Here is a 24,410-nt window from a genome sequence, read left to right as displayed (position 1 = left end):
GGAGTTTGGCACGGCATAGAACTGATTGCCTAAGCTTTTTTGATTGTTCGGGATTTACTAATCTATGAACGTTCTTACCGAATTATGACTCAACCTATTTTTGGTGTCTTTGTAGTGGTGTCATAATGGGACACCGATTCGGCAAATTGTGACCTCAAACAACAGTATCACCCCAAAAAATCCGGCAATTTTCGGTGAATGTTTAAAACAAACCGGGAGTGATCGTGAATGAACCGCGAAACCGAGTATTCGAATGCGTGGCCTTTTTGGTCGTATGCTGTTTGTTCAATGACGAGTACCGGGCTGTCTTTTTTGATATCAAGGGCGTCGGCGGTTTCGGCGTCGGCTTCGGTTGCGTATAAAATGCGGCGGGCGTCGGTTAGCTGAATGCCACGGTTGCCGAGGTAATCGTAAATGGAGCCTTTCAGAATATCCTTGTCTAACGGTGCGATGCTAGTGGGCATGATCGTGTGTTCAAGGCTGTAGTACCGGTCATTGATGAGGCGAACACGTTTGATGTCATAGACGGGTTCATTACTTTTAATGGCAAGGTTTTTCTGCTCGGTTTCATTGGGCAAGCGCGCATCAAAATACAGCAGTTTGCTGGAGATGTTTTGATCGCGGTGGGAATAGGTCGCCCCAATTGGTGCATCGAGCGGTAGCAGTTCCTTGTCGTCTTCAGTTGCCCGAGCACGCACAAAACTACCTGATCCTTGCTGACTGTAAATCAGGCCTTCATCCTGTAAGAGTTTTAGCGCTTTTTTAATGGTTAAACGGCTGGTGTGGTAAGTTTCCGCCAGCTTTTTTTGTGTGGGCAGCGGCTTACCGGCGCGATAGTGGTTCGTTAAAATGTCTTTTTTAATGTCTGAATAAATTTCCGAATAAAGATACAACACCGTCACCTCAATGGCTTACTTGTTAAGCGATTATAACATAAGCGAATGATTTGATAAGCCATATTTTCAAGCTAGTCAAGATTGAGCCAGCGTTATCTGACAACATCGCATAATTTGTATATACAAAATATAAATAAGACTTTACAAAAATTGGGGAAACCGGTAAACTGACGATGTTGGAAAACGTTTTCTTTTTAAAACTACTTAGGGGTGATGCATGATGAAGTTCAATGTGGATAAGCTTCAGGAGCCGTTATTGAAGGCTTCGATGTGGGTGCAGAACAACACAATTCTCCAAGCTGTTAAGAATGCTTTTGTTCGGACGATTCCATTTACGGTGATTGGATCGTTTTCGAACCTGATCAAGATGCAACTGGATGCGTTGATTAAGTCGCAACATTTAAATTGGGGTTGGTTGGCGAGTTTGAGTCAGCTCTTTGGTTATCTCGGCGTTGCCACGCTTGGCATTGTCGGCTTGATTGTGGTTGTCTCCAGCGCCTATTCCTACGCAGTTGAATTAAAGCGGCGCGATGAAAACAAAGGCATGAATGTCATCATTGCCACCTTGTTGGCCTTTTCCGCCTATTTTGTCATGGTACCGAACAACGTCAACTTCGCCGATCCTAAAGCTAAAGTCATTGAAGGATTTGCGGCGTCGCTGTTCAGTTATGAAGGAATGTTTACCGGCTTGATTGTCGGGATGTTAGCCGTTGCGCTGTTTGCTTCCTTCAGCCGGTCCAAGTTCACCATCAGGATGCCGGGAAGCGTCCCGCAAAATGTGTTTGACTCGTTTTTTGCCTTAATTCCAATGTCCGAAGTTTTGCTGTTGTTCGGACTGGCGCGGATCGGTCTTCAGGCCATGGGCTACACCAGTTTAATTCAGCTGATTTCAACGGTCATCATTAAGCCGTTACTGACAGTCGGCACCGGATTACCAGCTATTATTGTTGTCATTTTATTAGAACAGATCCTGTGGTTCCTTGGGTTGCACGGCTTCAACATTGTCTGGGGGATTGTTTCCGCGTTTTGGCTGCCGTTATTCCTGCAGAATGTGGCGAAGTTTGCGGAAACCAAAAGTTTTGCCGGCATCTCGATTGCGCCGAACACGATGACCAACGTTTACGCGATGATCGGTGGTTCAGGGGCAACATTTGGCCTCATCATCGCCATGCTGATTTTTACCAAAAAAGGTGAAAAAGAACGGGAAGTGGCCAAACTGGCCTTGGTGCCGGGGTGCTTTGGCATCAACGAACCGGTTATCTTTGGCTTGCCGATTGTCTTGAATCCGATCATGTTCATTCCGTGGATTTTTGTGCCGTTGTTTAACGCGATTGTGGCGTATGTGGTGACTTCGATTGGCTGGGTGGTACCGCTTGTCGTCTTGAATTCGGGCAATGAGCCGATTTTTGTCAGCACTTGGATCCTGGGTGGGTTGCATATGAGTCCGGTGATTCTGACGGCCGTTTTGGTTGTTATCGATATTTTCCTCTACGCACCGTTTGTCATTATGAATCAACGCAGTGAACGGCGACTGGCCACCGCATAGTTGGTAGATACGGCATGAAGACAGAAAGAAGAATTTGATTAATGCAAAAAGTTCACGTGATTGCCCACACACATTGGGATTTTGAATGGTACTTCACGCGTCAGCAGGCCCGAGTTCAGTTTGCTTATCACATGGCGGAAGTGTTAAAGGGGCTTGAGAAGAATCAGCTGGATGCTTATTTATTGGATGGGCAAATGGCAATTGTCGATGATTATTTGCAGACCAATCCCGAACAGCGTGATCAGATGCGCAGGTTTATTCAGGCACGGCGGCTGTTCGTCGGGCCGTGGTATACGCAAATTGACGAGATGGTCACCAGTGGCGAATCGATTGTGCGGAACCTGCAACTTGGGCACAAACTGGCTGCTGATTTAGGCGGCGTTATGAAAATCGGCTATCTGCCGGATTCATTCGGGCAGGGGCAGGACATGCCAAAGATTTATCAAGGCTTTGACATCAGCTCGACCGTCTTTTGGCGGGGGATGCCGCATGAAAAGAACGCGCGTTACTTTTACTGGACCGCCAATGATGGCTCCAAAGTGTTGGCCGCGAATATTAAAAACGGCTACTATGCCGGCGTTGAGCTGATTGAAAATGACGATGTGGCGAGTTTACTTCACCGCATTGCCACCGATACGCAGGCGCATGATTTGGTTTTGCCGGTGGGCGGTGACCAGCGCGCGGTTGATTTCAATTTGAAGGATCGGTTGCAAATCGCCAATGCGCAACAAGATGAATTTGACTTGGTAGAAGACAATTATCCGGACTTTTTCAAGGACTTGGCGAAAACGCCGGATTTGCCAACTTATCAAGGCGAGTTTGTGGATCCGTCCGCCTCGAAAATTCATCGCGGCATTTACTCGTCACGCGCTGATTTAAAGGCGCTGTATGATCGGCTCGAACATCTGATGGTCGATGTCGTTGAACCGCTGATGGCCGTTGCGGCACACCACGGAATTGAAGCCCAGTCCGGCATCGTTGAAACCATCTGGAAAAGCATTGCCCGCGGTCAGGCGCATGATTCTTCCGGCGGTTGCAATTCGGATGAGACAAATCGCGACATTGCCCAGCGCGGCACGGATGCCTTACAGTTGGCGGAATCGCTTCGTGACTATTTATTACGCAAGTTGGCTAGCAATGCCCCGGATTCGTTGAATATTTTCTTTTGGAACCCGACGATTCAACCGGTTCACCAAACCGGTCAGATCACGGTGGCAACGCGCGAACCGCATTTTAACCTGAAAGATGAAACCGGCGAACCGGTGGCGTTTGAGGTGTTGAAGCAAGAACAAGTCGACAACGCCATTTTGCGCGGTGATCCCGCACAGGAGAAGCCCGACATTTATTATCGAACGACCATTGCGGTGCCAGTGGCCATTGATGCGCTGGATTGGGTGGGCTTGACGCTTGAGCCGGCGCACCAGCCGCTGCCGTTGCGAACCAAAAGTACCACGATTAGCAACGGGGTTTACACGCTGACTTTTGAGGGTGGCAAGCTCTTGTTGACGGATCATCGCACGCAGCAAACCTTTGTCGATCCGCTTCATTTCGAGGATGGCGGTGATGCCGGGGATACGTATGATTACTCACCACCTGACCAAGACTGGCTGCTTGACTTGTCACTTGCGCAGGCCGAGGTGACCGGTCATCAAGGTGAGTTGGTGAGTGACCTGATTTTCCGGGGAAGCTGGCAGTTACCAGGCAAGTTGGCCGATCGCAAGGCGCAAAAGGCCGGCGTTATGATGCCGTATACATTGGTGTTGCAACTGGCCGGTGATGATCCCGTGATCCGATTTGATTTGACGGTCGAGAATACGGTGCGCGATCACCGACTGCGGCTGGTGCTTAAGACGCCAATCAAGGCAAAAGATAGCTATGCCGATACTCCCTTTGGCGTGGCAGCGCGTCCGGTCATCGATCCGCATCTGAAGGACTGGCAAGCCATCGGTTATCACGAGGAGCCCACTGCGCTGCGGCCACTGATTCATTTTGCCAACAGTCACGATCAAAAGACCAGTTGGACATTCCTTGGTTTAGGTGAAAAAGAGTGCCAAATTGTCGGCGAGCAGTTTGATCAGTTAGCAGTGACGATGTTTCGTGGTGTCGGTTACCTCGGTCGGCCAGATTTGAAGCGCCGGCCGGGGGATGCGTCCGGCTTGCAAACTCGGTATGTGCCGACTCCTGACAGTCAGCTGTTGGGAACACGGCACATGCGCGGCGGTATTTGTTTGGATGCCACCTTTGATCCGGTTGAATTACAGCGCCGGGTGCAGGCACTGGCGATTGGCAGTCTGGGTTACCAAAACCAGACAATTGATCGCTTTACCACCCCATTGCAATACTTCCCGATTAACGCAAATCAGACGCCATTGCGGCATCATTCAGCGATTGAGTTAACCGGTTCGGGATTGGTCGTGTCCAGCGTGAGCGCCACTTCGGATGGTACCGGATATCTTGTTCGACTTTACAATCCGACCGATCAAACTGACACGGAAGTAGCGACGCTTCAATTTGCCCAATCCGCCAGTGTTCGCTTGTTGAATCTCAATAACGAGGTTCGGCAAACAGTCGCAACCGATGCAACGATATTCGAACTGCCTGCATTTAAACCGGGGGAGATTCGGACTTATGGCATCTACCCGCGCCAATCGCCGTCAGTGGCAGAAAAGGAGCACGCATAATATGGAAGAAAAGTCAGCGTTGGCAACAGCCTTAACGGAATATGCTGAAGCCCATCCACTACCGGATACAGCGACCCAGACAATGTTTCGGACATTATTACCCGACGCGCTGGTTAAAGCGACCCGCCGTCAACCTGATGGTACGTATTTTGTCGCGACTGGCGATATTCCGGCAATGTGGTTGCGGGATGCAACGTTCCAAGTGCTGCCGTATGTGCAACTCATCAAGGACATTCCTGACCTGAAGCCGATACTTGAAGGGGTGTTGCGCCGTGAGCTGGCTTTTGTGCGGCTTGATCCTTATGCGAACGCCTTTAATGAAACGGCTAGTGGCGCGCATTGGCGGGCAGATGACGAAAGCGATCGGCCGATGTCGCCGCAAGTTTGGGAACGAAAATTTGAAATCGATACTCTGTGTGCGCCATTGCTGTTGGCGGTGAATCTTTACGCCGAAACCGGGGATGCCAGCATTTTTGACATCGACTTTTGGGCCACCTTCACGCTGATTCTGACGATTTTTGAACAGGAGCAGCATCATGAACGGTCGCCATATTTCTTTCGGCGGTCGGACACAGATGAAAACGATACGCTGCCCAACAACGGATTAGGCAATCCGATTGGCGAGACCGGCCTGATCTGGGACGGTTTTCGACCCAGCGACAATCGGTGTGAATATGGCTTTCATATTCCGGCCAACCTGTTAGCCAAAACGGTTTTGACCCACTTATTGCCGTTAATGCCGGTTGATGAGCGGTTACTGGCCAAGCGGACACAGACGTTGGTGGCAGCGATTGAGCAAGGCGTCATGACTTACGCGATTCAAACGTTGCCAAGTGGGGAACAAGGACTGGCCTATGAGGTCGATGGCCTTGGACACGCCCGCCTGATGGATGATGCCAATGTGCCAAGCTTGTTGAGTCTGCCGTTTTTAGGCGCCATCGCCGCGGATGATCCGCTTTATCTGGCCACCAAGGCGTTTATCCTCAGTCCGCAGAATCCTTATTACTATGAAGGAAAAATGTTGACTGGTATCGGCAGCGAACACACGCCGCCAGAGTACGTCTGGCCGATTGCCGTGGCAATGGAAGGCTTGGTTGCAACGACCGCCGCGGATAAAATGGCCAAGCTGTTATTGCTGGTGGCGACAACCGGCGGAACCGGTCAATGTCACGAAGGTGTTCAAAAGGATGATCCGCTGCAATATACCCGCACGTGGTTTTCGTGGGCGAATATGACGTTTTGTCAGTTGGCGCTTGATGTGATTCAGCAACAGGAACAGGAAGGATTGCGATGAGTTTAGCGGTGATCGATATTGGCGGCACCACGATCAAATTTGGTGGCTACAGTGCCGAAACCGGTCTTTTTCAGCAAACCAAGGTTACAACGCCGAAAACGTTGACAGCCTTTTATCAGTGCCTGCAACAACAGGTGGCGGCGTTGCGACAGACGACCAAAGTGACAGGTGTGGCCATCAGTAGTCCCGGCGTCGTGGATCAAGCGGCCGGCATCATTCGGGGTGCCAGTGCGGTGCCTTATATTCACCATTTTCCGATCGTGACCGAGTTAACCAATCGCTTGGAGCTGCCGGTCACAATCGAAAATGATGCGAACTGCGCGGCGTTGGCCGAAGTTCAGGCAGGTGCGGCTGCCGATGTGCGCGATGCGATTTTTCTGGTGCTTGGAACCGGCGTTGGTGGGGCGGTGATTCTGAATGGTCAGCTGCATCGGGGCCGTCATCTGATGGGTGGCGAATTCGGTTATATGTGGCACGGCGATGACGATTCCGTCAGCCATCTTGGCACGCTGGTTAACACGGTGGCACGTTACAATCGGCGCCACGGTACTCACCTGGATGGCAAAACGCTATATGAGCAGGCACACAAGGGTGGTCAGGAAGCCAAAAAAGCCGTTCAGCGCATGTTCCATGTTCTGGCCACGACCATTTTCAATTTGCAATATAGTTTTGATCCAGACTGTTTCGTCATTGGCGGCGGGATTTCCCAAAATCCACATTTATTGGCCGATTTGGAAGCTGCGCTGGATGCGGTCATGGCGCAAACCGAACTGGCACCGGTGCGGCCGGTTATTCGGATTGCCAAGTTTCAAGCCGATGCCAATCTGTATGGCGCGGCGGTTCATTTTCAACAACAACGTCAAGCCGGTTTGATCCGCTAGAAAGGAAGTGATGGCCATCCAATTTGCAGCTGATTTTACCTGGGGTGCGGCCACAAGCGGTCCCCAAGCAGAAGGTACGTTTCACAAAAAGCATGAAAATATCTTTGATTATCATTATCACACGCGGCCGCAGGATTTTTATCACAATGTCGGCCCGGATGTAGCGTCAAACTTTTATAACGATTATGAGCAGGATCTGAAACTGTTGAAGCAGGCGGGGGTTCAGGCGTTGCGGATTTCGATTCAGTGGACGCGGTTGATTGATGATCTTGAGGCGGGCACGGTGGATCCGGCAGGCGCTGATTATTATCGGCGCGTGTTTGACGCGATGCATGCGCTGGGGATCACGCCATATGTGAACCTGCATCATTTCGATCTGCCTATTGCCTTGCAGCAGCGTTATGGCGGCTGGCAGTCCAAGCACGTTGTCGATCTGTATGTGAAATTTGCGCGGCGGTGTTTTGAACTATACGGCGATCAGGTGACGCACTGGTTTACGTTTAATGAGCCCAAGGTGATTGTGGACGGGCAGTACTTATATCAATTTCACTATCCCAATCTGGTTGACGGTAAGGCGGCAGTTCAGGTTGCGTATAACCTCAATTTGGCTAGTGCCAAGGCGGTGGCGGCATTTCGCGAGATCAACCAGCATCCGGATGCGACTATCGGCACGATTATCAACTTGACGCCGGTTTATCCGGCCTCCCAGTCCGCTGGTGATCGGGAAGCGGCGCGATTCGCGGAGCTGTGGGCTAATGACCTGTATTTGGAACCAGCCATTCATGGGCGTTTTCCGGAAGCGCTGGTCGAACGACTCAGGCAGGATCATGTTTTGTGGGCGTCAACGCCTGAGGAATTGGCGGTCATTGCGGACAATCACATTGATATACTCGGCGTGAATTATTACCATCCTTGTCGCGTGCAGGCGCCGGATGTGGCACCTGACAGCCTACAGCCGTGGTTGCCGGACATTTATTTTGACGAGTATGCGATGCCGGGAAGGAAAATGAATCTCGACAAAGGCTGGGAAATCTATCCTGACGCGCTATATGACATTGCGATGACCATCAAAAACCGCTACGGGAATATCGACTGGTTTGTGGCGGAAAATGGGATCGGCGTTGCTGACGAGGAGCGCTTTTTGCAAGACGAGGTGGTGCAGGATGATTACCGGATTCAATTTATGACCGATCACCTGCGCTTCCTACATCAGGCGATAGAAGCCGGTGCCAACTGCCATGGCTATTTTGTCTGGACTGGCATTGATTGCTGGTCGTGGCTCAATGCCTATAAAAATCGGTACGGCCTGATCCGTAATAATTTGTGCAATCAAACGAAATCGTTGAAAAAATCCGGCTACTGGTTCCGCCAAGTCGCGGCTACCGGTTATGTGCCGAACGCCCATTCCTGACAAGTGCGCGCTGAAAAATCGACCCAATAGAAAAGAGGAACTTCACTATGGCTGAAAATCCGAAAACAATCATGCTGGTTTGTGCGGCAGGGATGTCGACCAGTATGTTGGTTAGAAAAATGATGGATGCTGCGGAACAAACCAAGGCTAACGTCAAAATCTTTGCGGCCTCGGCAGCAGATGCAAAAGACAAGCTGGCTGTCGAGCATCCTGACGTTTTACTGCTCGGCCCCCAAGTACGTTATTTGGAAGGCGACTTTAAAGCAGCCTTGTCGATACCGGTCGCTGTTATCAATATGTCCGATTACGGCTTGATGAAAGGCGACCGGGTTTTACAGACCGCGCTTGATTTAATGGCTTAAGGGGGGACGAGGCTCATGGACGAACAACAACAACTGGTCGTGATGCAGCTCATTATGGCTGGCGGCAATGCGAAGAATGCCGCATTTGAAGCCATTCGAGCAGCAAAAGTTGGCGACTTTAAACAGGCAAAAACCAAACTCAAAGAAGCCGATCACTTCTTAGCCGACGCACATCAAGCTCAGACCGGCATGTTGACCGCGGAAGCAAACGGCCAGCATCAACCCGTGTCACTTTTGATGGTTCACGGCCAAGATCACGTCATGACTGCCATTACGTTTCGCGACTTGGCTGAGGAAATCGTGGCGTTGTACGAGCGGTTGGGTGAGAAGTCAGACAGCTGATTTTGCTTGATTGGGAGGGTCATGACAATGAAAAAGGGTTTTAAGATACGGTGGGTAAGCTGGCTGATCATCGCCAGCAGTATCTTTTTAAGTCTGATGGTGAAGCCGCAGTCAGTGAGTGCGTCAGCGGAAACGCCGCAAAAGACGTTTATGGTTTATTATCGCGCGTGGCGGGACCAAGCCATGCACGGGGTTAATACAACAATTTTGGATCCGAATCCGCAAAGCATGCTGGACTTGCCATACGGGATTGATATCATCAACGTGTTCAGCTACGTTCCAGCCGGTCAAGAAGCCAAGGCGCAACCGTTTTTCGATAAGTTGAAAACCGTCTATGCACCGGAAATGCATCGCCGGGGCGCAAAACTGGTTCGTGCCTTGGATTATGGGCGCATGGTTGATGGCTTAATTCAGCAATATGGCAAACATCCAACCGCAAGCGAGATTGATGACTATGTGCAGACATTGATCTATGAATTGTCCGGTCAATGGGGACTGGACGGCATCGATATTGATATGGAACAGTACCCTGACGCCGAAAAAGTTGCGTTGTCAGACCGCATTATTCAGACAATGGGACAGTATCTAGGACCAAAAGCGGGAAATGGTACCTTATTGATTTATGACACCAATGGCAGTTATCTTGCTCCGTTTGAAAATGTGATGGGTTACTTTTCCAATCTCGGTTATCAACAATATGGCAGTGGGCCAAATCGAACGGAGAAAATGCGCCAAACGTATACGGCGGCAGGTTTCCCACAAGATCGGTTGCTGGCAGGCTTAACCTTTCCGGAAGAGGGCGATCATAATCGCTGGTATGACACCGATCCCAATCATTTTTTACGCTCGAACATGCATACGGTTGCAACGTTTTCGCGTGAAAATTTAGGCGGTATGTTTGTCTATGCCGTTGATCGGGATGGCCGAACCTATGAAGAACCGGATTTCAGCCACATTCGCAAGACAACCTATCGCTGGACGAAAACCGCCATTCTAGAAACAAAGGGTTATCCGTTAAATGAGATTAAGGCGGCAGCATATCGCCACTTGAAAAAGATAGCGCCACGGATATCGCCGATACAATATCAATTGCTTCACCGGCAAATTAACCAAGCAGCCAATGCTTTTGAAGTCAACAGCGTCTTCATGAAAGATGACTTTAACGGTGCGGTTGATCCTACTTTTGATGCTGTGAAGGAGATTCAAATGGCTTTGTGAATGCTCAGGCGGTTGTATCCAAGATTACATTTTTAACGGTGTCGAATTATTGCTGAGATTGGCGTAACCTTCACATTAGCTTAATAAGACGAGTGAATTTTCTGTAAATCGGAAAATTCACTCGTCTTTTGTTGTCTCAGAGGAAGGTTAGTCAACTTTTTTAAGAAGTGAGTGCCAAGGCGGAGCAATCGGAGGTCAGATGGGGCTCAGCTGTGAAATTGGTCTTGAACGGGCGGATTTCCCGTTTTAGACCAAGGCCGAGCTTTGAGACTCAGCCGGGTTTGCTGAGGCGTGCCCACCACTCTAGCTGCGCGGTCGCCAGCCCTCAGCCCGCCGGAGATTGCGGAGTTTGGCACGGGAACAAACTCATTACGTTAGATCTTCAGTGCCTTTTCCACCCAAGCAAAAACCCATAACCACGCACTTGATGCAGGCATAAGTTCACCTTGAACATTCCGGATCTGAATGGGGTGGACAAAAGCCGGAATGAAAGCGCCGTCATACGGGCGGTTTGTCCCGTACAATTGATATTGGACCTGGAGGTGAGGGTTGAGTGAAGAAACGCAATCTGCAAATCCTTTCAGAAATTATTCGGCATCCTAATTTGAAAAGTGGTGATTTGGAAAAACAATTTAAAATTACGCGGCGCCAACTTGCTTACGCCTTGGCCCAAATTAATCAGGAGCTAGTGGATCATCAGCTGCCCAAAATTACCCGGACCCCGCGTGGTGAGTTTGTCACTCCGAGCGAAGTAGCTGACTTTTTCAACGTCCAGGCAACCGAAGCGCCGCAACCTTATGTGTATCGCGAAGAAGATGAGCGCATCTTGCTCATTTGCCTGTATCTACTGGTCAGCGACGAGTTGTTATCGCTGGTGCACATCTATGATTTCAGCGGCGTGAGTCGGACAACCACGTCAGCTGATTTAAAAGCAGTTGCCCGATTCCTCGACGAGCGCCAATTGACGCTGAAGTACACGCGGCAGGCAGGCTATTTTATCGCCGGTTCCGAACAGGTGATGCGTAACCTGTTGAATTATCTGGTCACCCAGCTGCTGACGTTTGACGATGGCCGCAGCTCAATCGAGCAGTTAGGCAAGGTGCCCACAGAGCAGATCATTCATTTTATTCACAAAATCGAAAATGTCCGGAATGTCACGTACTCCGATGAATCGTTTAGCTTTTTAATGCTGGCGGTGTTGATGAACGTGACGCGCAATCTGTCGCATCGCGCCAAAGATACACCATACTTTGAGCATCAGATCAGCGATACGCAGGAGTTTGCACAGCTAAAACCGCTGATTCCCCAGTCGTGGCTAACGAGTGATTCGGATGCGGAGTGGTTGGTGATTCTGCTGTTATCGGCCAACACAATTCGCGGGGATGTCGGGGTCGCGGATCAAGCGTTGGTTGCGGCGATTCGCACGATGGTTGCCAAGTTTGAACAGCAGACGTTCATCAAAGTGGCGGATCAGGATGACTTTGTAAAAAGACTCCTTGCCCACTTACGACCGGCGATCTTCCGCGTGCGCTATGGCTTGCATCTGCGCGATATCGGCATCGGACAGGTGATGGCCGCCGATCCCCGTCACCGGTTTCTGGTCGACACCATTGATGCGATTATCGAACCGCTCGAGAAGTTGACGGGTAAAACCATTCCCGAAGATGAACGCAACCTCATTGCCTTTTATTTCGACGGTGAGCTGGAAAAGTCCGCCGACTTACACGTCAGTAAGGAACGCGCAGCAGTGGTTTGTACCAACGGTCTGATTGTTTCCAAATTGATGATTCAGAATCTGCGCCGGCTTTTTCCGGAAATCAGCTTTTTATCCGCCACTTCGGCGCGCGAATTCGAACACTTTTCCGGAGACTACGATCTGGTTTTCACCACGGTACCGTTAAAAACGTCAGCGCGGCAATATATCATTCACCCGTTGTTAAGCGAAGATGAGCAAGTTCAATTGCGTTATCGCGTCTTGAATGATATCGGCGTGAAAAATATCCAAACGGGCATTTCGGCATTGACCGCGATTGTGCGTAAACACGCCAAGATTACGGATTCTGCGGGTTTAGATCATGCCTTGCGCCGGTTTTTAGCCGATCAAGGGGTTGAGGAAATGCCGGAAGTTCACCAGCCGCGCTTGTCAGCGTTGACGGCGCCGAATCTGATTCAGATCGGTCAAAGTCGCGATTGGCAAAACGCCTTGCAGCAGGCAATTGAACCGTTGGAACGGTTGGATTATGTGACCGATCCGTTTCGCCAAACGTTGATCGACGAGACAGCAGCTGCGGATAATTACAGCTTCATTGGAACGGAGGTTGCCATTCCCCACACAGTTCCGGAAAACGGGGTGCTCAACAATGGCTTTGCCTTTTATATTCTGAAACAGCCGGTGATTTATTCAAACGGGTTTCACATTCGCATGATCGTGCCGATTGCCATTAAAGATACTGATCAGCATCTGCAAGCGATTCAGGAACTATCGGAGATCATTGCCGACACTACCACTTTGAAGCAGTTGTTGAACGCTAAAAGTGGCCAGCAGGCTTACGAAATCTTACAACACTACGAAAGCAAATCAGGCGCAAACCTGAAATGAAAAAATAAGTAGCACGTTACGAAACACAAGGAGGGCACCATGGAATTATCTGAATATCCAACTTTTACCGTGATTATGCGCGGTTACACGCCGGAGCAGGCTGATGCGATTATGCAAGCGATGGCCGGTTTTGAAAATCAGTTCGGTGTTGAAGTCACGATGAATACGCCACATGCGCTCGACATTATTGAAAACGGCAATGCGCAATACGGCGATCGCATCCACATCGGGGCAGGAACCGTCACAACGCTGGATGAAGCAAAGGCAGCAATTGCCAAAGGCGCCAAATTCATGCTAAGTCCGATCGAATTCACGGATGACATTTTCGCTTATGCTAAGGCGCATGACGTCATCACGGTGCCGGCAGCGATGACGCCGACCGAAGTGCACGACATGTTTGAAAAAGGCGCCGACATTGTCAAAATTTTCCCGGCAACCACGGTCGGGTCAGACTTCTTCAAAGCGATTCAGGCGCCACTCGGTAAGTTGCCATTAATGGCAGTTGGCGGCGTGTCGCTGGCAAATGCCAAAGACCTGCTGACGCATGGGACCAGTTACTTGGGCATCGGTTCCAAAATGTTCAACGCTGAAGATTTGGCCAACCGGAATGTGGACGGGTTGGCGGCTTCTATGCAAGCCTTTGTCGATATCAAATACGCACTTTAGAAAGGGGCTTGGATCTGTGGCGGTTGATTTAGTCATTGATAAAAAATTATTACTGCCTCACTTGGAGGCAAAGGACAATCTGGACGCGTTGAGCCAGATTGCTGACAACTTGTTTGCGCAAGGCTACGTCAAGGAAGGGTATAAACAGGCGATTCTTGATCGGGAAGCCACGTATCCGACTGGCTTGCCATCGCCGCGACCGACCGTAGCGATTCCCCACGCGAATTATCAGCTGGTGAAAAAGACAACCATTTCTGTTGCCACCTTGGCGCATCCGGTTAAGTTTCACGATATGGGGGATGTCAACAACGTCTTGGACGTGGATGTCATCATCATGATGGCCATTGGCGAACCGCATGGCCAGGTTGAGATGCTGCAGAAAATCGTCGATGTCATTCAAGACGATCAGTTACGCCACGCCATTGCAGACGCGGCGGATGTGGATGGTTTGTATCAATTATTGGCGAAAACGTTTGAATAAAAAATGGAGGTACGGAAATTATGGCTGCTCATATTTTAGTTGCATGTGGTAATGGTATCGCAACATCAACGGTGGTTGCATCGAAGATTAAGAGTTTTTTGGCAGAAAAAGGGGTCGATGTTGAAACCACCCAGACGAAGTTAATGGAAGTGCCCGGCAAAGTCGAAAACTACGACTTGCTGGTAACGACTGGCCAGTTTGAAGGGCAAACACACGGCGTTCCGTATATTCACGGGCTGCCACTGTTAACCGGCGTTGGGGCTCAAGAGACCCTCAACAAGATTTACGAGACGGTTAAAGACAAGTAAGCAGGTGCGTCAACAAGGTCAGGGGAACCTGACCGAATTGGAGGGAAAACGTTTTATGAATATCGTAATGGACGTCTTTAACTGGTTAATTGCCGTCGGTCCAACGGTGTTACTGCCAGTTATCATCACGATTATCGGCATGATTTTTGGCCTGCGCATCGACAAAGCGTTTAAATCCGGGCTGACGTTGGGAATTGGTTTTGCCGGGATCAAATTGATTCTGGACTTCATGACCACCAATGTCGGACCGGCTGCCAAAGCCATGGTTGAGCGAACCGGTGCCCATCTGACCGCCCTTGATGTCGGCTGGGGCTCCATTGCCGCTGTGACTTGGGCATCACCGATTATCGCGATTCTGATTTTTGCTATTTTGGCCGTCAACATTGTGCTTTTGATTATCAAGCGCACGCATACGCTTGACGTTGATATTTGGAACTATCACCACATGGCGATTGTCGGCGTCATGGTTTACTTCGTCACTAAGAACATTGCGCTTGGCGTAGGTTCATCAATTGTCATGGCGCTGGTTACCTTCAAGTTGGCTGATTGGTCACAGCCGATGACCGAAAAGTTCTTCGGCATGCCTGGCGTGTCCTTGCCAACCGTTTCGGCGCTGTCGTCATTGGTGATTGCATGGCCGTTGAATTGGTTGTTGGATCGCATTCCATTTATGCGGCGCAATAAGTTTTCCATTCGTGATGCCCAGAAGTATTTAGGCTTCTTCGGTGATTCGATGATCATGGGGCTGTTAATCGGGATGGCCATTGGCTTTTTCGCCGGGTATAACCTCATGAAGATTATGCAATTAGGTGTGTCAATGGCGGCGGTTTTGGTCCTGATTCCAAAAATGACCTCGCTGTTTATGGAAGGCTTAATGCCAATTTCCGACTCCGCGCAAAAATGGTCAGAAAAGCGGTTCAAAGGCCGCAAGTTGTTCATTGGCTTGGACGCCGCCGTGGTTGTCGGCAATGCCGACGTTATCACGACCGCTTTGATCATCATTCCATTGACCATCTTGATGGCATTGGTCCTACCAGGCAACCAAGTCTTGCCATTTGCTGACTTGGCGGTTGTGCCATTCCGGGTGGCTTTGGTTGTCGCACTGACAAACGGCAATTTGCTGAAGAACATCATCATTGGCTTGGTCGTCACCGCTTCGCTTTTGTGGTGCGGGACTTCGACAGCGCCGGTTTTGACGGAAATTGCCAAATCAGTCGGCATTAAACTTGGTGCCAACTCGCTGTATATTTCATCATTCGCGGCCACTTCGATGATTCAAAGCTTTGCGGTTTACTTCGCCTTCACTTGGCATCCGCTGATTTCGATTCCGGTTTTGTTAATTATTTTCGCCGGTGTCTGGTACTTCTTTGACGGGATCAAACATGTCAATGCGGCGATGGATGCCCAGAACCAGAAAAGTGCCCAAGCTTAATCGTTAACGTCGTTGAAACTGTTTTGAAGGGAGCATTTTTGAATTGAAACTGTCAGATATTAAAGTTTACAAAGTTAAGCCACGATGGATTTTTGTTAAATTGTCAACCGATGAAGGCATCACGGGCTGGGGGGAAATGATCTCCGGAACCAAAACGGAAACCGTTGTCGCTGGCGCCTATGAAATGGGGAAAAAGTTAATCGGCCGAGATCCATTCGAGATTGAACGGCTGTGGCAGGAGATGCACCGCTCCTTCTTCCGCGGCGGTCCAATTAACGGGACCATTATTTCTGGCTTGGAGATGGCACTTTGGGATATCAAAGGCAAAGCGCTTAATCTGCCGGTGTATGAACTGCTTGGCGGGGCGGCGCGCGATCGCATTCGGGTTTACTCTTGGATCGGCGGTGATCGCCCGTCCGATGTTGCCGAACAGGCGCAGGCCCGAGTCGACAAAGGGTTCACCGCGATTAAAATGAACGCCACCTCAGAGCTGCACTACATTGATTCCTACAACAAAGTGCAGGCCGTCGTTGATCGCGTTGCTTCCATCCGTGATCAGGTCGGCGATAAGCTCGAAATCGGCATTGACTTCCACGGACGGGTTCACCGGCCAATGGCAAAAGTACTAGCGCATGCGCTGGAACCATATCATCCGATGTTTCTGGAAGAAGTCGTGTTACCGGAAAACTGGGATTCGTTTGATGACATTGCCCGCGAAGTTTCCATTCCGCTGGCAACCGGCGAACGGCTTTACACGCGCTGGGACTTCAAGAATCTATTTCGTCAAGGGGCCATTGATATCGTGCAGCCGGATGTAGCGCTGTGTGGCGGTATTTTGGAAACCCGCAAAATTGCGGCTATGGCTGAAGCCTTTGACATGGGCGTTGCCCCGCATGCACCGTATGGGCCGGTATCACTCGCAGCAACCCTGCAAGTCGATGCCTGCACGCCAAATGTGTTCATTCAGGAACAAAGCCTGGGCATTCACTACAATCAAGGCTTTGACCTGCTCGACTTTGTGAAAAATAAAGAAATTTTCCAATACAAAGACAGTTATGTTCAACTACCAAAAGGCCCGGGTCTTGGTATTGATATGGACGAAGACAAGATCAAAGAAGTTGCCCAGGAAGGATTGGTTTGGAACAACCCGTCTTGGAAGAACTATGATGGCACGATTGCCGAATGGTGAAAGTCGCGGATTGAAAGCTTGGGGGCATGTGAGATGACAGATGTAACAGCAACGGCACTCTTGTTAGGTGGATTGCTTTATCTCGAGTGGCAGCAGCAACGACAGCTGCAAATCAAAACCAAGTCCTCTTGGCTTAAAGTCGTGGTCGCCATCGTTGCAGCACTATTAATCGTTGCGCTGTTCTGGTCGACAAACACCATCAGCAACCTCCGCCTCGTGATTTTGGCGATTCTGGTGGCAAGTGTCGGGCTGTATCGCCAAGGGTTAGGCAAAACCAAAGTGATCACGTATGGCTCGGTCGCGCATGCAAGTGACTACCGGCGCTATGATCGAATCATCACTGAAACCATCAAGCAAGGCACCATGGTCACTTTTTGGTCCAAAAAAGGCGGCAGCTACTCCTTGATGTTTGATCACCCCGAGGCCGATATCCGCCAGTTCTTCAAGGAAAACCTGCCGCAAAATGTGGCGCTGTTAACTGCGGAAGAATGGGCCACGTTGGAGAACCGCGACGCTCAAGATGATCGCCAGCGTCAGGCAGACATGTTGGCCGCGATCCGTAATCGGCCACAGCGAAACCGACTGCCGTGGCAGAAACGGGAGCGGCGGTCTGAGGTAACGCGTAAAGGTTGAATAAACAAAGAAAGTCCCGAGCGATCGGGGCTTTTTGTGTATTGCGATGAGGATTGTTGGATAGTATGAGAATTGATTCGCAGAAGTAAGCTCAAATTATTCCAGCAACAGCGAATATTTCACATAATGATTCGACACCGGCACTAAAAAACTGAATCTCATCTTCTGATTGCGTAACGCATAATTTGCTTGCGTTGTCATGAAATGCAGCGTGATGGGTTGCTTAGCAGCTAAAAGATGCTTGGTTTTGTGAATGCGCTGGTTGTCTTTATCCGTGACATCAGCAGTTGCAGTGCTGATGCTATAAGGGATGTTCAGCCACATGTTTTCCAAAAAATTGGGGTTATTTTTCTTATACCCATAATTGGCCGAGCCGGTTTGTTTGATTGTCAGTTCAACCGGCACCATGATTTGGCCTTTGCTTTTTGAGACATGGGCGCTGCAAATCATGAAGTCGACGTTCTTGGCATGAATGAGTTGATTTTGATTAATGAAGACTTCTTTGGTAACGCCGAGTGATTTGGGATTTGCGTTGACTTTGTGGTAACGGAAAATACCGATCGACATCACTATGATTAGGATCAGAAAAATAATCAGCCAAAGTTTATGTTTAGTACGCATCACTAATCGTCCCTTCCTTCACCAATAGTTTTTGAGTCGCCACCTGCTCCACGAAATCGTGGTCATGTGAGGCGATGATGAAAGTGGCGCCTTTGGCATGATAATCTTGAATGAGTTGGACCAACTTGCCGATGGCGTCATGATCTAACGCATTGGTGGGTTCGTCCAAGACGATCAGCGGATAGCCGCCTAAAAATGCCTCCGCAATGCCCAGTTTCTGCTTCATGCCTAGAGAAAACTTGCGAACTTTTTGCTTGGGAAATCTTGTGAGGTCAAAATAAGTCAGCAAATCCTGAATTTGCGATGATTGGATACTGGGGTCTAGTCTAGCCAGTAATTCCAGATTTTTAGCCGCTGTGAAGTCCTCGATCAGGCTGGGGTTTTCGATTAAGATGCCGGCTTTGATTGGGTAAGCATCTTGCGTCCGCACGGTTTTGCCGGCGACCATTACATTGCCGGTGACGGCGATAAGACCTAGCAACGCTTTTAAAATCAACGTTTTTCCAGAGCCGTTGATGCCTTCAAGTGTTGCAATGTTGCCGCGGTCAATGTTGGCATTGACTTGGTGCAAGAGTTGCCGATGCTTGATGACTTTAGCTACCTGATGTAATTCGATAAATGTCATGAAGTCCTCCTCAAGCTAACTTGATGTTGCGGTCAACGATGATGTAACTTAGCGTCATTACGATGGCGATGCCGAGCCAAATCAGAATAGCATTCCATGTTCCTGTGGCTGGAAGTCGGCTGAGCATCAGGAAGCCGAACGGGTTGTGACGATTTGCCGAATAAGCGGTCGCAATGAGGATAGCGGCAGGGATAACCAAAGCGAGTGGTGGGTTAAGTCGATTGACAATGGCCTGAATTAACAAAAGTGTGAAAACGCCTAGCCAAGTAAGGCAAAGAAGTTCGCTGAAGGTCACTGGGGTGGTGGAATGCGCCGCTCGCGATGTGGCGATTGAGGCTAGCAACATTGAGGTCATTGTCGACGCACAATAAGTCGTTGTGATGAAACCCAGCAATAGCAAATTGACATTGGCAAACTGCCGCGGTGGTATTTGTAATCCACGCAGGTGCATCGTGCGCGCCTGCCACAGCTGTTTGAAGCTGTTGAGCGAAATTAAAAGCGGGGCAAAGAAATAAACGAACCACAAAACCGGCAAGATGACATGATGGGTTTCAACCATGGCGTAACTGGTACCATCAAAAAACAGGTTGATGACGGATGTGTGGGGATTGCCAGCGATCTGGAAAGTGAGAATGATGATGGCGAGGTTCATAAAGATTAGCCAGAAAAGCAATCGAATCCGAATGATGTGCCAGTAAAAGAAAAACTGGTTTTGGAACAGTCGCCACACTATAAATCCCTCCTCCCGATAATCTGCGCCATGACTGCAACGAACAGCAAAGTAGCGCCTAACATGATGGTTTCTTTGCCAAGCAAGACGAAATTAGTATCTGCACTGGTAAAGTCGAAGAATAAAGAAGGCATTGTGGCAGTGGCAAGGTAAAAAGATAACGCGCTGATGGAAAAGCTAATAAGAAATGCGATTAGCTTGCTTTTGGTGGCAAACGTTAGTGTGATCGCAATCATTCCCAGTAGAAAACACGCTGTCCACAAATAAACGGCGCGTACCAAAATCGTGAGCCAGATTGCTGCCAAAAAGTAAAAATGATGGCTGACAGTCATTATCAAAAGGGTGCCAACAGTCCAAATGCCAGCCATGATGATGGTGATTAAGCAAAGCCGATAAAGCGCTTGAAGAACGACCACTTTTCGCGATTGATAAATCAGAACATCTTGCGAACGAGTCTGGATGGTAGCGAGTAATACGAGCAGGTAAGTCGGGATCAGTCCGCAAAAGATTAAGTAGCGAGGGAAAATAATTACGATCAGATTTTCCGGTGACATGAGTTCTTGGTTTAAGCTGTTGCCGCCGATTAAACTGATGATGAGCGTGATCACCGCACAGACGACGTAAATTTTGAGAAATGCATGCGTGAGTAGATTCTGTTGACGGATGACATTACGGTACAAGATGCTTCACCCCGATTTGGGAAAAGGCAATGCAATAGATCAGCATCAGCAAAGTGACAATGCCAGTGACCGCGAGACTGACATTGGTTGGGGCCATTTCATGTAAAAAGTCAGCGGGAGAGTAACTGACAGAATTAGGTAACTTGATGAAGCTATTGAGCATCAACACAACAATTTGCGCAACCAGTCCCAGACTCATGGCAACAAAGGCATTTTTGATCCAAATCGCCGTCACCGTCACAAAGACAGAAAAAAGACCCGCCCAAGTGCTTGCAAAAAGAATCGAAATGGCAGCGTGCAATAATGGGTGGGTATAGTAAAGACTGACCAACATCGTGTTTTGGTTAATTAACAGGATGTTACTGTTCAACAGGTTGTCCGGTTTTATGTTGGGCAAAACGGTAAAGTAAAACGCAAAGTTAAGCAACAATGCTAATGAAATGATAGCAAAGCCGGTTAAAAAGGCAATCCTGATATAGGACCACATAACTTTGTGCAATGAAGATTGCAATTTGACTTTTGCAAATAAGCCGGAATCAACATCGTTTTTCAACAAGGTTCCGGCGGGGATGCTGGCGATCAAAGGCAGCAAAATAAAAAAGATAACTGGTAAAAAACTGAAAGGATCGATTGACAGCCAACGGGTATAAGGAGAATTGCCGGCCGGGATCGGTTTTAGTAGTTGAATCATCTGTAACCCACAGATCGATAAAGCAATGACACCGGCTAAAACCACTCGTTTCTTGGGTAAACGCAGCCATAAAAATGCCAATGTATAAACACCTCGTTAGAAACAAACAACGCTCGGCCGAACATTTTGATGAGATCTTGTCCGAGTGCCACTTGCCTAGGTTTTAGATTCACTTGTCGCGGTCTTTCTGCTCGCAAATTTCTTCACTGAAGCGTACGTTTATTGTGAAACGGGTAAATTTTCACTTATCATCAACACGTCCGCGATGCTAAAAGCATACGATGGGACATTGACGATGACAATTTTTTTGGAACTTCACTTGCATATATGAAAATCTGAAGAGGTGAATGCCGTGACAGATACATTTGCAAATTTTGGGTTGTTGCTGGCAGCTATGCGCAAACGGCGACAGCTTCGCATGGCAGACATTGCCGACAACACCAGTTTGAGCACCATTTCGCGCTTTGAACGAGGCAGTCAGACCATTTCGATTAAGCTTGCCAGCGACTTGTTCCGACGCGTTCATGCTTCATTGCCGGAAACTGCCGAACTCGTGGATGGTTCAACCGAAATTCCCGAGATGTGGCAAACATTAGCTGAGGCTGCGCTTACCGAAGACACTCGCGAGCTAGACAAAGTGATTGTTGCGTTTGAAGAAAAGCCGGACGCTATCAATGCAATGATTGTCACTGTTCTCAAAACTTATCGCAGCATGTTCAAACACGAAAAGTTGGATCGCGGTCACGCAATTGCGCCGGTAATTCACTATTTGCTCGGCAATGGCCGCTGGTTCCTACTAGAGTTTCAACTGTTTGCGGCTTCAATTTACTTAGCTAATCCGGAAGACAGCAGGCATTGTCTGATCAGAGCCATTCATGAAATTGAACATGCCCATGCCCATATTTTTCTGGAACCATTCACCAGCGGCTTGTTCTACGCGGCAGTTGCAGCCATTGAGAAGCATGACGTACCAACGGCAAACGTCTTGTTAGGTAACTTGCGCGGACTGGTTGCCACCGCCGACACGATTTTTCTCAAATACCGCATCAGGATGATAGAGGCAGCATTACGGTGTTCACTCCGCAACGAACCGCACGAGTATCAACATATCGTGGAGATGCTTACCTTTCTACATACCATCGGCGCCGACAACTATTGCGTGGCCGATCGCCATTGGTTGCGAAAGATGGGGATTGAGGTTCATTTGAGTTTTGATTAGTGGGTGGGCATATTGTCGGACATTAGGGCTGTCAAACAAAGAGGCGCATGAATTTTCCGTTTTGAAAAATTCATGCACCTCTTTGTTTGATTCTGGTTTAAAGATTAACGGGTCTCGCGAGGAACGATGGATAAATGGATCTTTTTACCCAAACCTCCTGCATATCGGTTGAGCGTTCTTAACGTTGGTAAAGATTCCAAGCGTTCAATTTTGGCCAGTTGAGGTTGTTTCATGCCAATCATATCTGCAAATTGTTTTTGAGAAATACCCCGTTTGATTCGTTCGCTTTCCAATTCTGCCAGAGCTTTGATGATCGCTACTTTATCTGGATGATCGCGTTTCAACTGCTGTGCGTAATCGTCCCACGTTGTCATTTTTCACCTCTTTTATAGGCTGTCATGTTAAAGATTGGTATAAACCACTAGCCAAATTTCCGTGATAACTATTGTGTCATTGCCATACAGATGCAACTATCAATCTACATTTTACCGGAAATAATCTTAAATTGGTTAAGTTGGGTGGTAAATTTATGATTTGTTCAGCAGTTGATCCTTTAGAAAATTCCAGTAAGTCTTCTTGCCAGTGATAATTGAGACTTCCCCAGCTAAGCCATAACGCAAGGTGCGGGCTTGTTTGGGTGTGAGGTTGACCTGGGCGGTGACTTTGAAGACGTTCGTGTCCTTTGTTACCGTCGGGCCGCTATCAATCTGGGTAACCTTGCCATTAAGAACGAGCGGCACCGGAACGTGCCGTGCAATCTTTAAGCGAACGTTCTGGCTCTTTTTGATGCTCGTAATGTCATTAGGAATCACCATGAGCGTTAAGGCCACTTTCTTTTGATGCTGCAAAACCGGGTAGATTTCGGCCAAGGTGGTGCCACTAGGTAGGTATTTTTTGCCGCGTAAGCTGTCATCTAAGTGTAAGACCCCAGTGGTGGGGGCTTTGAGGGTGGAATCGGTCGCCTGATCTTGCAAGGTAGTCAACTTGGCCTTGAGCTCGGTCAAGGACTGGTTAGTTTGAGTGATCTGACCGGTGACCGATTTCAATTGTTCCGCTTGCAAAGCGGCCATTTTCTGCTGATCAGTTTCCAGCTGTACATGGCTCACGTCGCTATTGGCGTTATTGGCTTGTTGGAGCTTGAAGCTGTCCAACTGTTGTTGTTCCGCATCGAGCTTTTCGCTGATCTGACCGGTGTAAGTGGTCTTGAGTTTGGCTAAATCGGAACCATCAAGACCGGTGCTTTCAGCCACAAAGCTTTGATAGAGGTAGCTGAAAGGTTGATCGTCTGGATAGCCAGATTTGTTTTGAACCGCCGTTAATAGCTTTTGGTAGGCCGCGATATTGCGATTAATGGTCTGAATGCTTTGTTGCAACATTTGATTGACTTTAACCGTTTTGTCATTAGCCGTTGCTTGGGTGCCGCTAACCTGCTGGGCATCTAGGACGTAGATTTGGCGTTGCGACAAATAGTCTTGCAAGGCTTGACGATAACCAAATGCGTCATCTTGGGTGAAGACGTCCTGATTGGCGGTTAGCCCCTTTTTATACTGATTGAGGGCGGTCAATTGGTCTTGGTATTGTTGTACTTGTGCCTGGTAGACTTTGGCTTGTTCTGGGTTTGCCACATCATGGTAGGTTACGAGGGGTTCGCCTTGACGCACAAACTTGCCTTCTTTTAAGTGATTGGTGATGATCCGGTTAGCGGCGGTGGCCTGGACGCTGACTGGCGCTTGTAACGGTGTCAATTCACCGGTGCTGGTGATCGTAATTTCCCGTTGGGCGAAGATGAGGAACAGGAGCGCCGCCACTAGGGCGATTGCAGCTGGTACCAGCAAATGAGTGGCAAAGTTTTTAAAGCGGTGATTGTAGAATTCGCTGGTTTCTAAGGTTTCAGGATTAAACATG

At 48.9% G+C, this 24,410-nt stretch carries 24 protein-coding genes; 16 read left to right on the top strand and 8 right to left on the bottom strand.

The annotated features are described in order from the left end of the window. Positions 1-167: 167 nt before the first annotated feature. Positions 168-893: a GntR family transcriptional regulator gene (locus tag LACSTY_RS13135; RefSeq protein ID WP_087912960.1), complete on the bottom strand. Its 726-nt coding sequence runs from the start codon at positions 891-893 to the stop codon at positions 168-170. 223 nt (positions 894-1,116) lie between these two features. On the opposite strand from LACSTY_RS13135, the gene LACSTY_RS13130 reads away from it, so the two are divergent. The 15 genes from LACSTY_RS13130 (at position 1,117) to LACSTY_RS13060 (ending at position 17,939) form a co-directional block, all read left to right on the top strand. Continuing rightward, the gene (locus LACSTY_RS13130) at positions 1,117-2,442 is read left to right on the top strand and encodes a PTS sugar transporter subunit IIC (RefSeq protein WP_087912959.1); all 1,326 of its coding nucleotides are present in this window, start codon (positions 1,117-1,119) and stop codon (positions 2,440-2,442) included. Positions 2,443-2,483: 41 nt separating this feature from the next. Further along, positions 2,484-5,123 (top strand): glycoside hydrolase family 38 N-terminal domain-containing protein, encoded by a 2,640-nt coding sequence (locus LACSTY_RS13125; protein ID WP_087912958.1) that lies wholly within the window; start codon positions 2,484-2,486, stop codon positions 5,121-5,123. Between the two features lies 1 nt (position 5,124). Further along, positions 5,125-6,417, top strand: coding sequence for a glycoside hydrolase family 125 protein (locus LACSTY_RS13120; protein ID WP_087912957.1), 1,293 nt, complete (start codon positions 5,125-5,127; stop codon positions 6,415-6,417). After that, positions 6,414-7,298 carry an ROK family protein gene (locus tag LACSTY_RS13115; protein ID WP_087912956.1) on the top strand — a complete coding sequence of 295 codons (885 nt, stop codon included), beginning with the start codon at positions 6,414-6,416 and terminating at the stop codon, positions 7,296-7,298. Before LACSTY_RS13120 ends, LACSTY_RS13115 begins: the two co-directional genes overlap by 4 nt. Before the next feature lie 10 nt (positions 7,299-7,308). Next, a complete protein-coding gene (locus tag LACSTY_RS13110) occupies positions 7,309-8,709 on the top strand; it encodes a glycoside hydrolase family 1 protein (protein ID WP_087912955.1) in 1,401 nt (466 codons plus the stop codon). 47 nt (positions 8,710-8,756) lie between these two features. After that, complete coding sequence (locus LACSTY_RS13105) at positions 8,757-9,071, top strand: PTS sugar transporter subunit IIB (protein WP_087912954.1); 315 nt, start codon at positions 8,757-8,759, stop codon at positions 9,069-9,071. A 15-nt stretch (positions 9,072-9,086) separates the two neighbouring features. Beyond that, positions 9,087-9,413 (top strand): PTS lactose/cellobiose transporter subunit IIA, encoded by a 327-nt coding sequence (locus LACSTY_RS13100; protein WP_087912953.1) that lies wholly within the window; start codon positions 9,087-9,089, stop codon positions 9,411-9,413. Positions 9,414-9,440: 27 nt separating this feature from the next. Further along, positions 9,441-10,631 carry an EndoS/ChiA family endoglycosidase gene (locus LACSTY_RS13095; protein WP_225362699.1) on the top strand — a complete coding sequence of 397 codons (1,191 nt, stop codon included), beginning with the start codon at positions 9,441-9,443 and terminating at the stop codon, positions 10,629-10,631. Positions 10,632-11,184: 553 nt separating this feature from the next. Then, the gene (locus LACSTY_RS13090; protein ID WP_087912952.1) at positions 11,185-13,230 is read left to right on the top strand and encodes a BglG family transcription antiterminator; all 2,046 of its coding nucleotides are present in this window, start codon (positions 11,185-11,187) and stop codon (positions 13,228-13,230) included. A 39-nt stretch (positions 13,231-13,269) separates the two neighbouring features. Next, the gene (locus LACSTY_RS13085; protein WP_049171809.1) at positions 13,270-13,896 is read left to right on the top strand and encodes a bifunctional 4-hydroxy-2-oxoglutarate aldolase/2-dehydro-3-deoxy-phosphogluconate aldolase; all 627 of its coding nucleotides are present in this window, start codon (positions 13,270-13,272) and stop codon (positions 13,894-13,896) included. 16 nt (positions 13,897-13,912) lie between these two features. Next, the gene (locus tag LACSTY_RS13080) at positions 13,913-14,377 is read left to right on the top strand and encodes a PTS sugar transporter subunit IIA (protein WP_025013329.1); all 465 of its coding nucleotides are present in this window, start codon (positions 13,913-13,915) and stop codon (positions 14,375-14,377) included. A 20-nt stretch (positions 14,378-14,397) separates the two neighbouring features. After that, on the top strand, positions 14,398-14,685 hold the full coding sequence (locus LACSTY_RS13075) for a PTS sugar transporter subunit IIB (RefSeq protein ID WP_010490817.1): 288 nt from the start codon (positions 14,398-14,400) through the stop codon (positions 14,683-14,685). A gap of 55 nt (positions 14,686-14,740) precedes the next feature. Next, on the top strand, positions 14,741-16,117 hold the full coding sequence (locus LACSTY_RS13070; RefSeq protein WP_087912951.1) for a PTS galactitol transporter subunit IIC: 1,377 nt from the start codon (positions 14,741-14,743) through the stop codon (positions 16,115-16,117). A 43-nt stretch (positions 16,118-16,160) separates the two neighbouring features. After that, positions 16,161-17,306, top strand: coding sequence for a galactonate dehydratase (gene dgoD / locus LACSTY_RS13065; protein WP_025013330.1), 1,146 nt, complete (start codon positions 16,161-16,163; stop codon positions 17,304-17,306). 33 nt (positions 17,307-17,339) lie between these two features. Next, complete coding sequence (locus LACSTY_RS13060; protein ID WP_087912950.1) at positions 17,340-17,939, top strand: hypothetical protein; 600 nt, start codon at positions 17,340-17,342, stop codon at positions 17,937-17,939. 96 nt (positions 17,940-18,035) lie between these two features. Here the strand turns inward: LACSTY_RS13060 and LACSTY_RS13055 are convergent, their stop codons facing one another. From LACSTY_RS13055 to LACSTY_RS13035, 5 genes are read right to left on the bottom strand one after another with little or no spacing between them, the layout of a single operon-like run. Then, positions 18,036-18,560, bottom strand: coding sequence for a hypothetical protein (locus tag LACSTY_RS13055; RefSeq protein WP_087912949.1), 525 nt, complete (start codon positions 18,558-18,560; stop codon positions 18,036-18,038). Then, the gene (locus tag LACSTY_RS13050) at positions 18,550-19,185 is read right to left on the bottom strand and encodes an ATP-binding cassette domain-containing protein (RefSeq protein ID WP_087912948.1); all 636 of its coding nucleotides are present in this window, start codon (positions 19,183-19,185) and stop codon (positions 18,550-18,552) included. Before LACSTY_RS13050 ends, LACSTY_RS13055 begins: the two co-directional genes overlap by 11 nt. A gap of 10 nt (positions 19,186-19,195) precedes the next feature. Next, on the bottom strand, positions 19,196-19,915 hold the full coding sequence (locus LACSTY_RS13045) for an LPXTG cell wall anchor domain-containing protein (RefSeq protein ID WP_087912947.1): 720 nt from the start codon (positions 19,913-19,915) through the stop codon (positions 19,196-19,198). Beyond that, positions 19,915-20,595 (bottom strand): hypothetical protein, encoded by a 681-nt coding sequence (locus LACSTY_RS13040; protein WP_087912946.1) that lies wholly within the window; start codon positions 20,593-20,595, stop codon positions 19,915-19,917. The genes LACSTY_RS13045 and LACSTY_RS13040 overlap by 1 nt, the downstream gene beginning before the upstream one ends. Next, positions 20,585-21,367 carry a hypothetical protein gene (locus LACSTY_RS13035; protein WP_087912945.1) on the bottom strand — a complete coding sequence of 261 codons (783 nt, stop codon included), beginning with the start codon at positions 21,365-21,367 and terminating at the stop codon, positions 20,585-20,587. The genes LACSTY_RS13040 and LACSTY_RS13035 overlap by 11 nt, the downstream gene beginning before the upstream one ends. 271 nt (positions 21,368-21,638) lie before the next feature. Between LACSTY_RS13035 and LACSTY_RS13030 the strand changes: the two genes are divergently transcribed. Next, complete coding sequence (locus LACSTY_RS13030) at positions 21,639-22,505, top strand: helix-turn-helix domain-containing protein (RefSeq protein WP_087912944.1); 867 nt, start codon at positions 21,639-21,641, stop codon at positions 22,503-22,505. Positions 22,506-22,609: 104 nt separating this feature from the next. On the opposite strand, the gene LACSTY_RS13025 is transcribed toward LACSTY_RS13030, so the two are convergent. Next, a complete protein-coding gene (locus LACSTY_RS13025) occupies positions 22,610-22,879 on the bottom strand; it encodes a helix-turn-helix domain-containing protein (protein ID WP_087912943.1) in 270 nt (89 codons plus the stop codon). Between the two features lie 153 nt (positions 22,880-23,032). Continuing rightward, positions 23,033-24,409 carry a bacteriocin secretion accessory protein gene (locus LACSTY_RS13020; protein WP_087912942.1) on the bottom strand — a complete coding sequence of 459 codons (1,377 nt, stop codon included), beginning with the start codon at positions 24,407-24,409 and terminating at the stop codon, positions 23,033-23,035. Position 24,410: the final 1 nt, after the last annotated feature.

Origin of the sequence: Lacticaseibacillus styriensis (assembly GCF_030770295.1) — a bacterium.
Classification (GTDB): Bacteria; Bacillota; Bacilli; order Lactobacillales; family Lactobacillaceae; genus Lacticaseibacillus; species Lacticaseibacillus casei.
The sequence above is the reverse complement of the archived record's forward strand: the minus strand, read 5'-3'. Positions and strand labels throughout refer to the sequence as shown.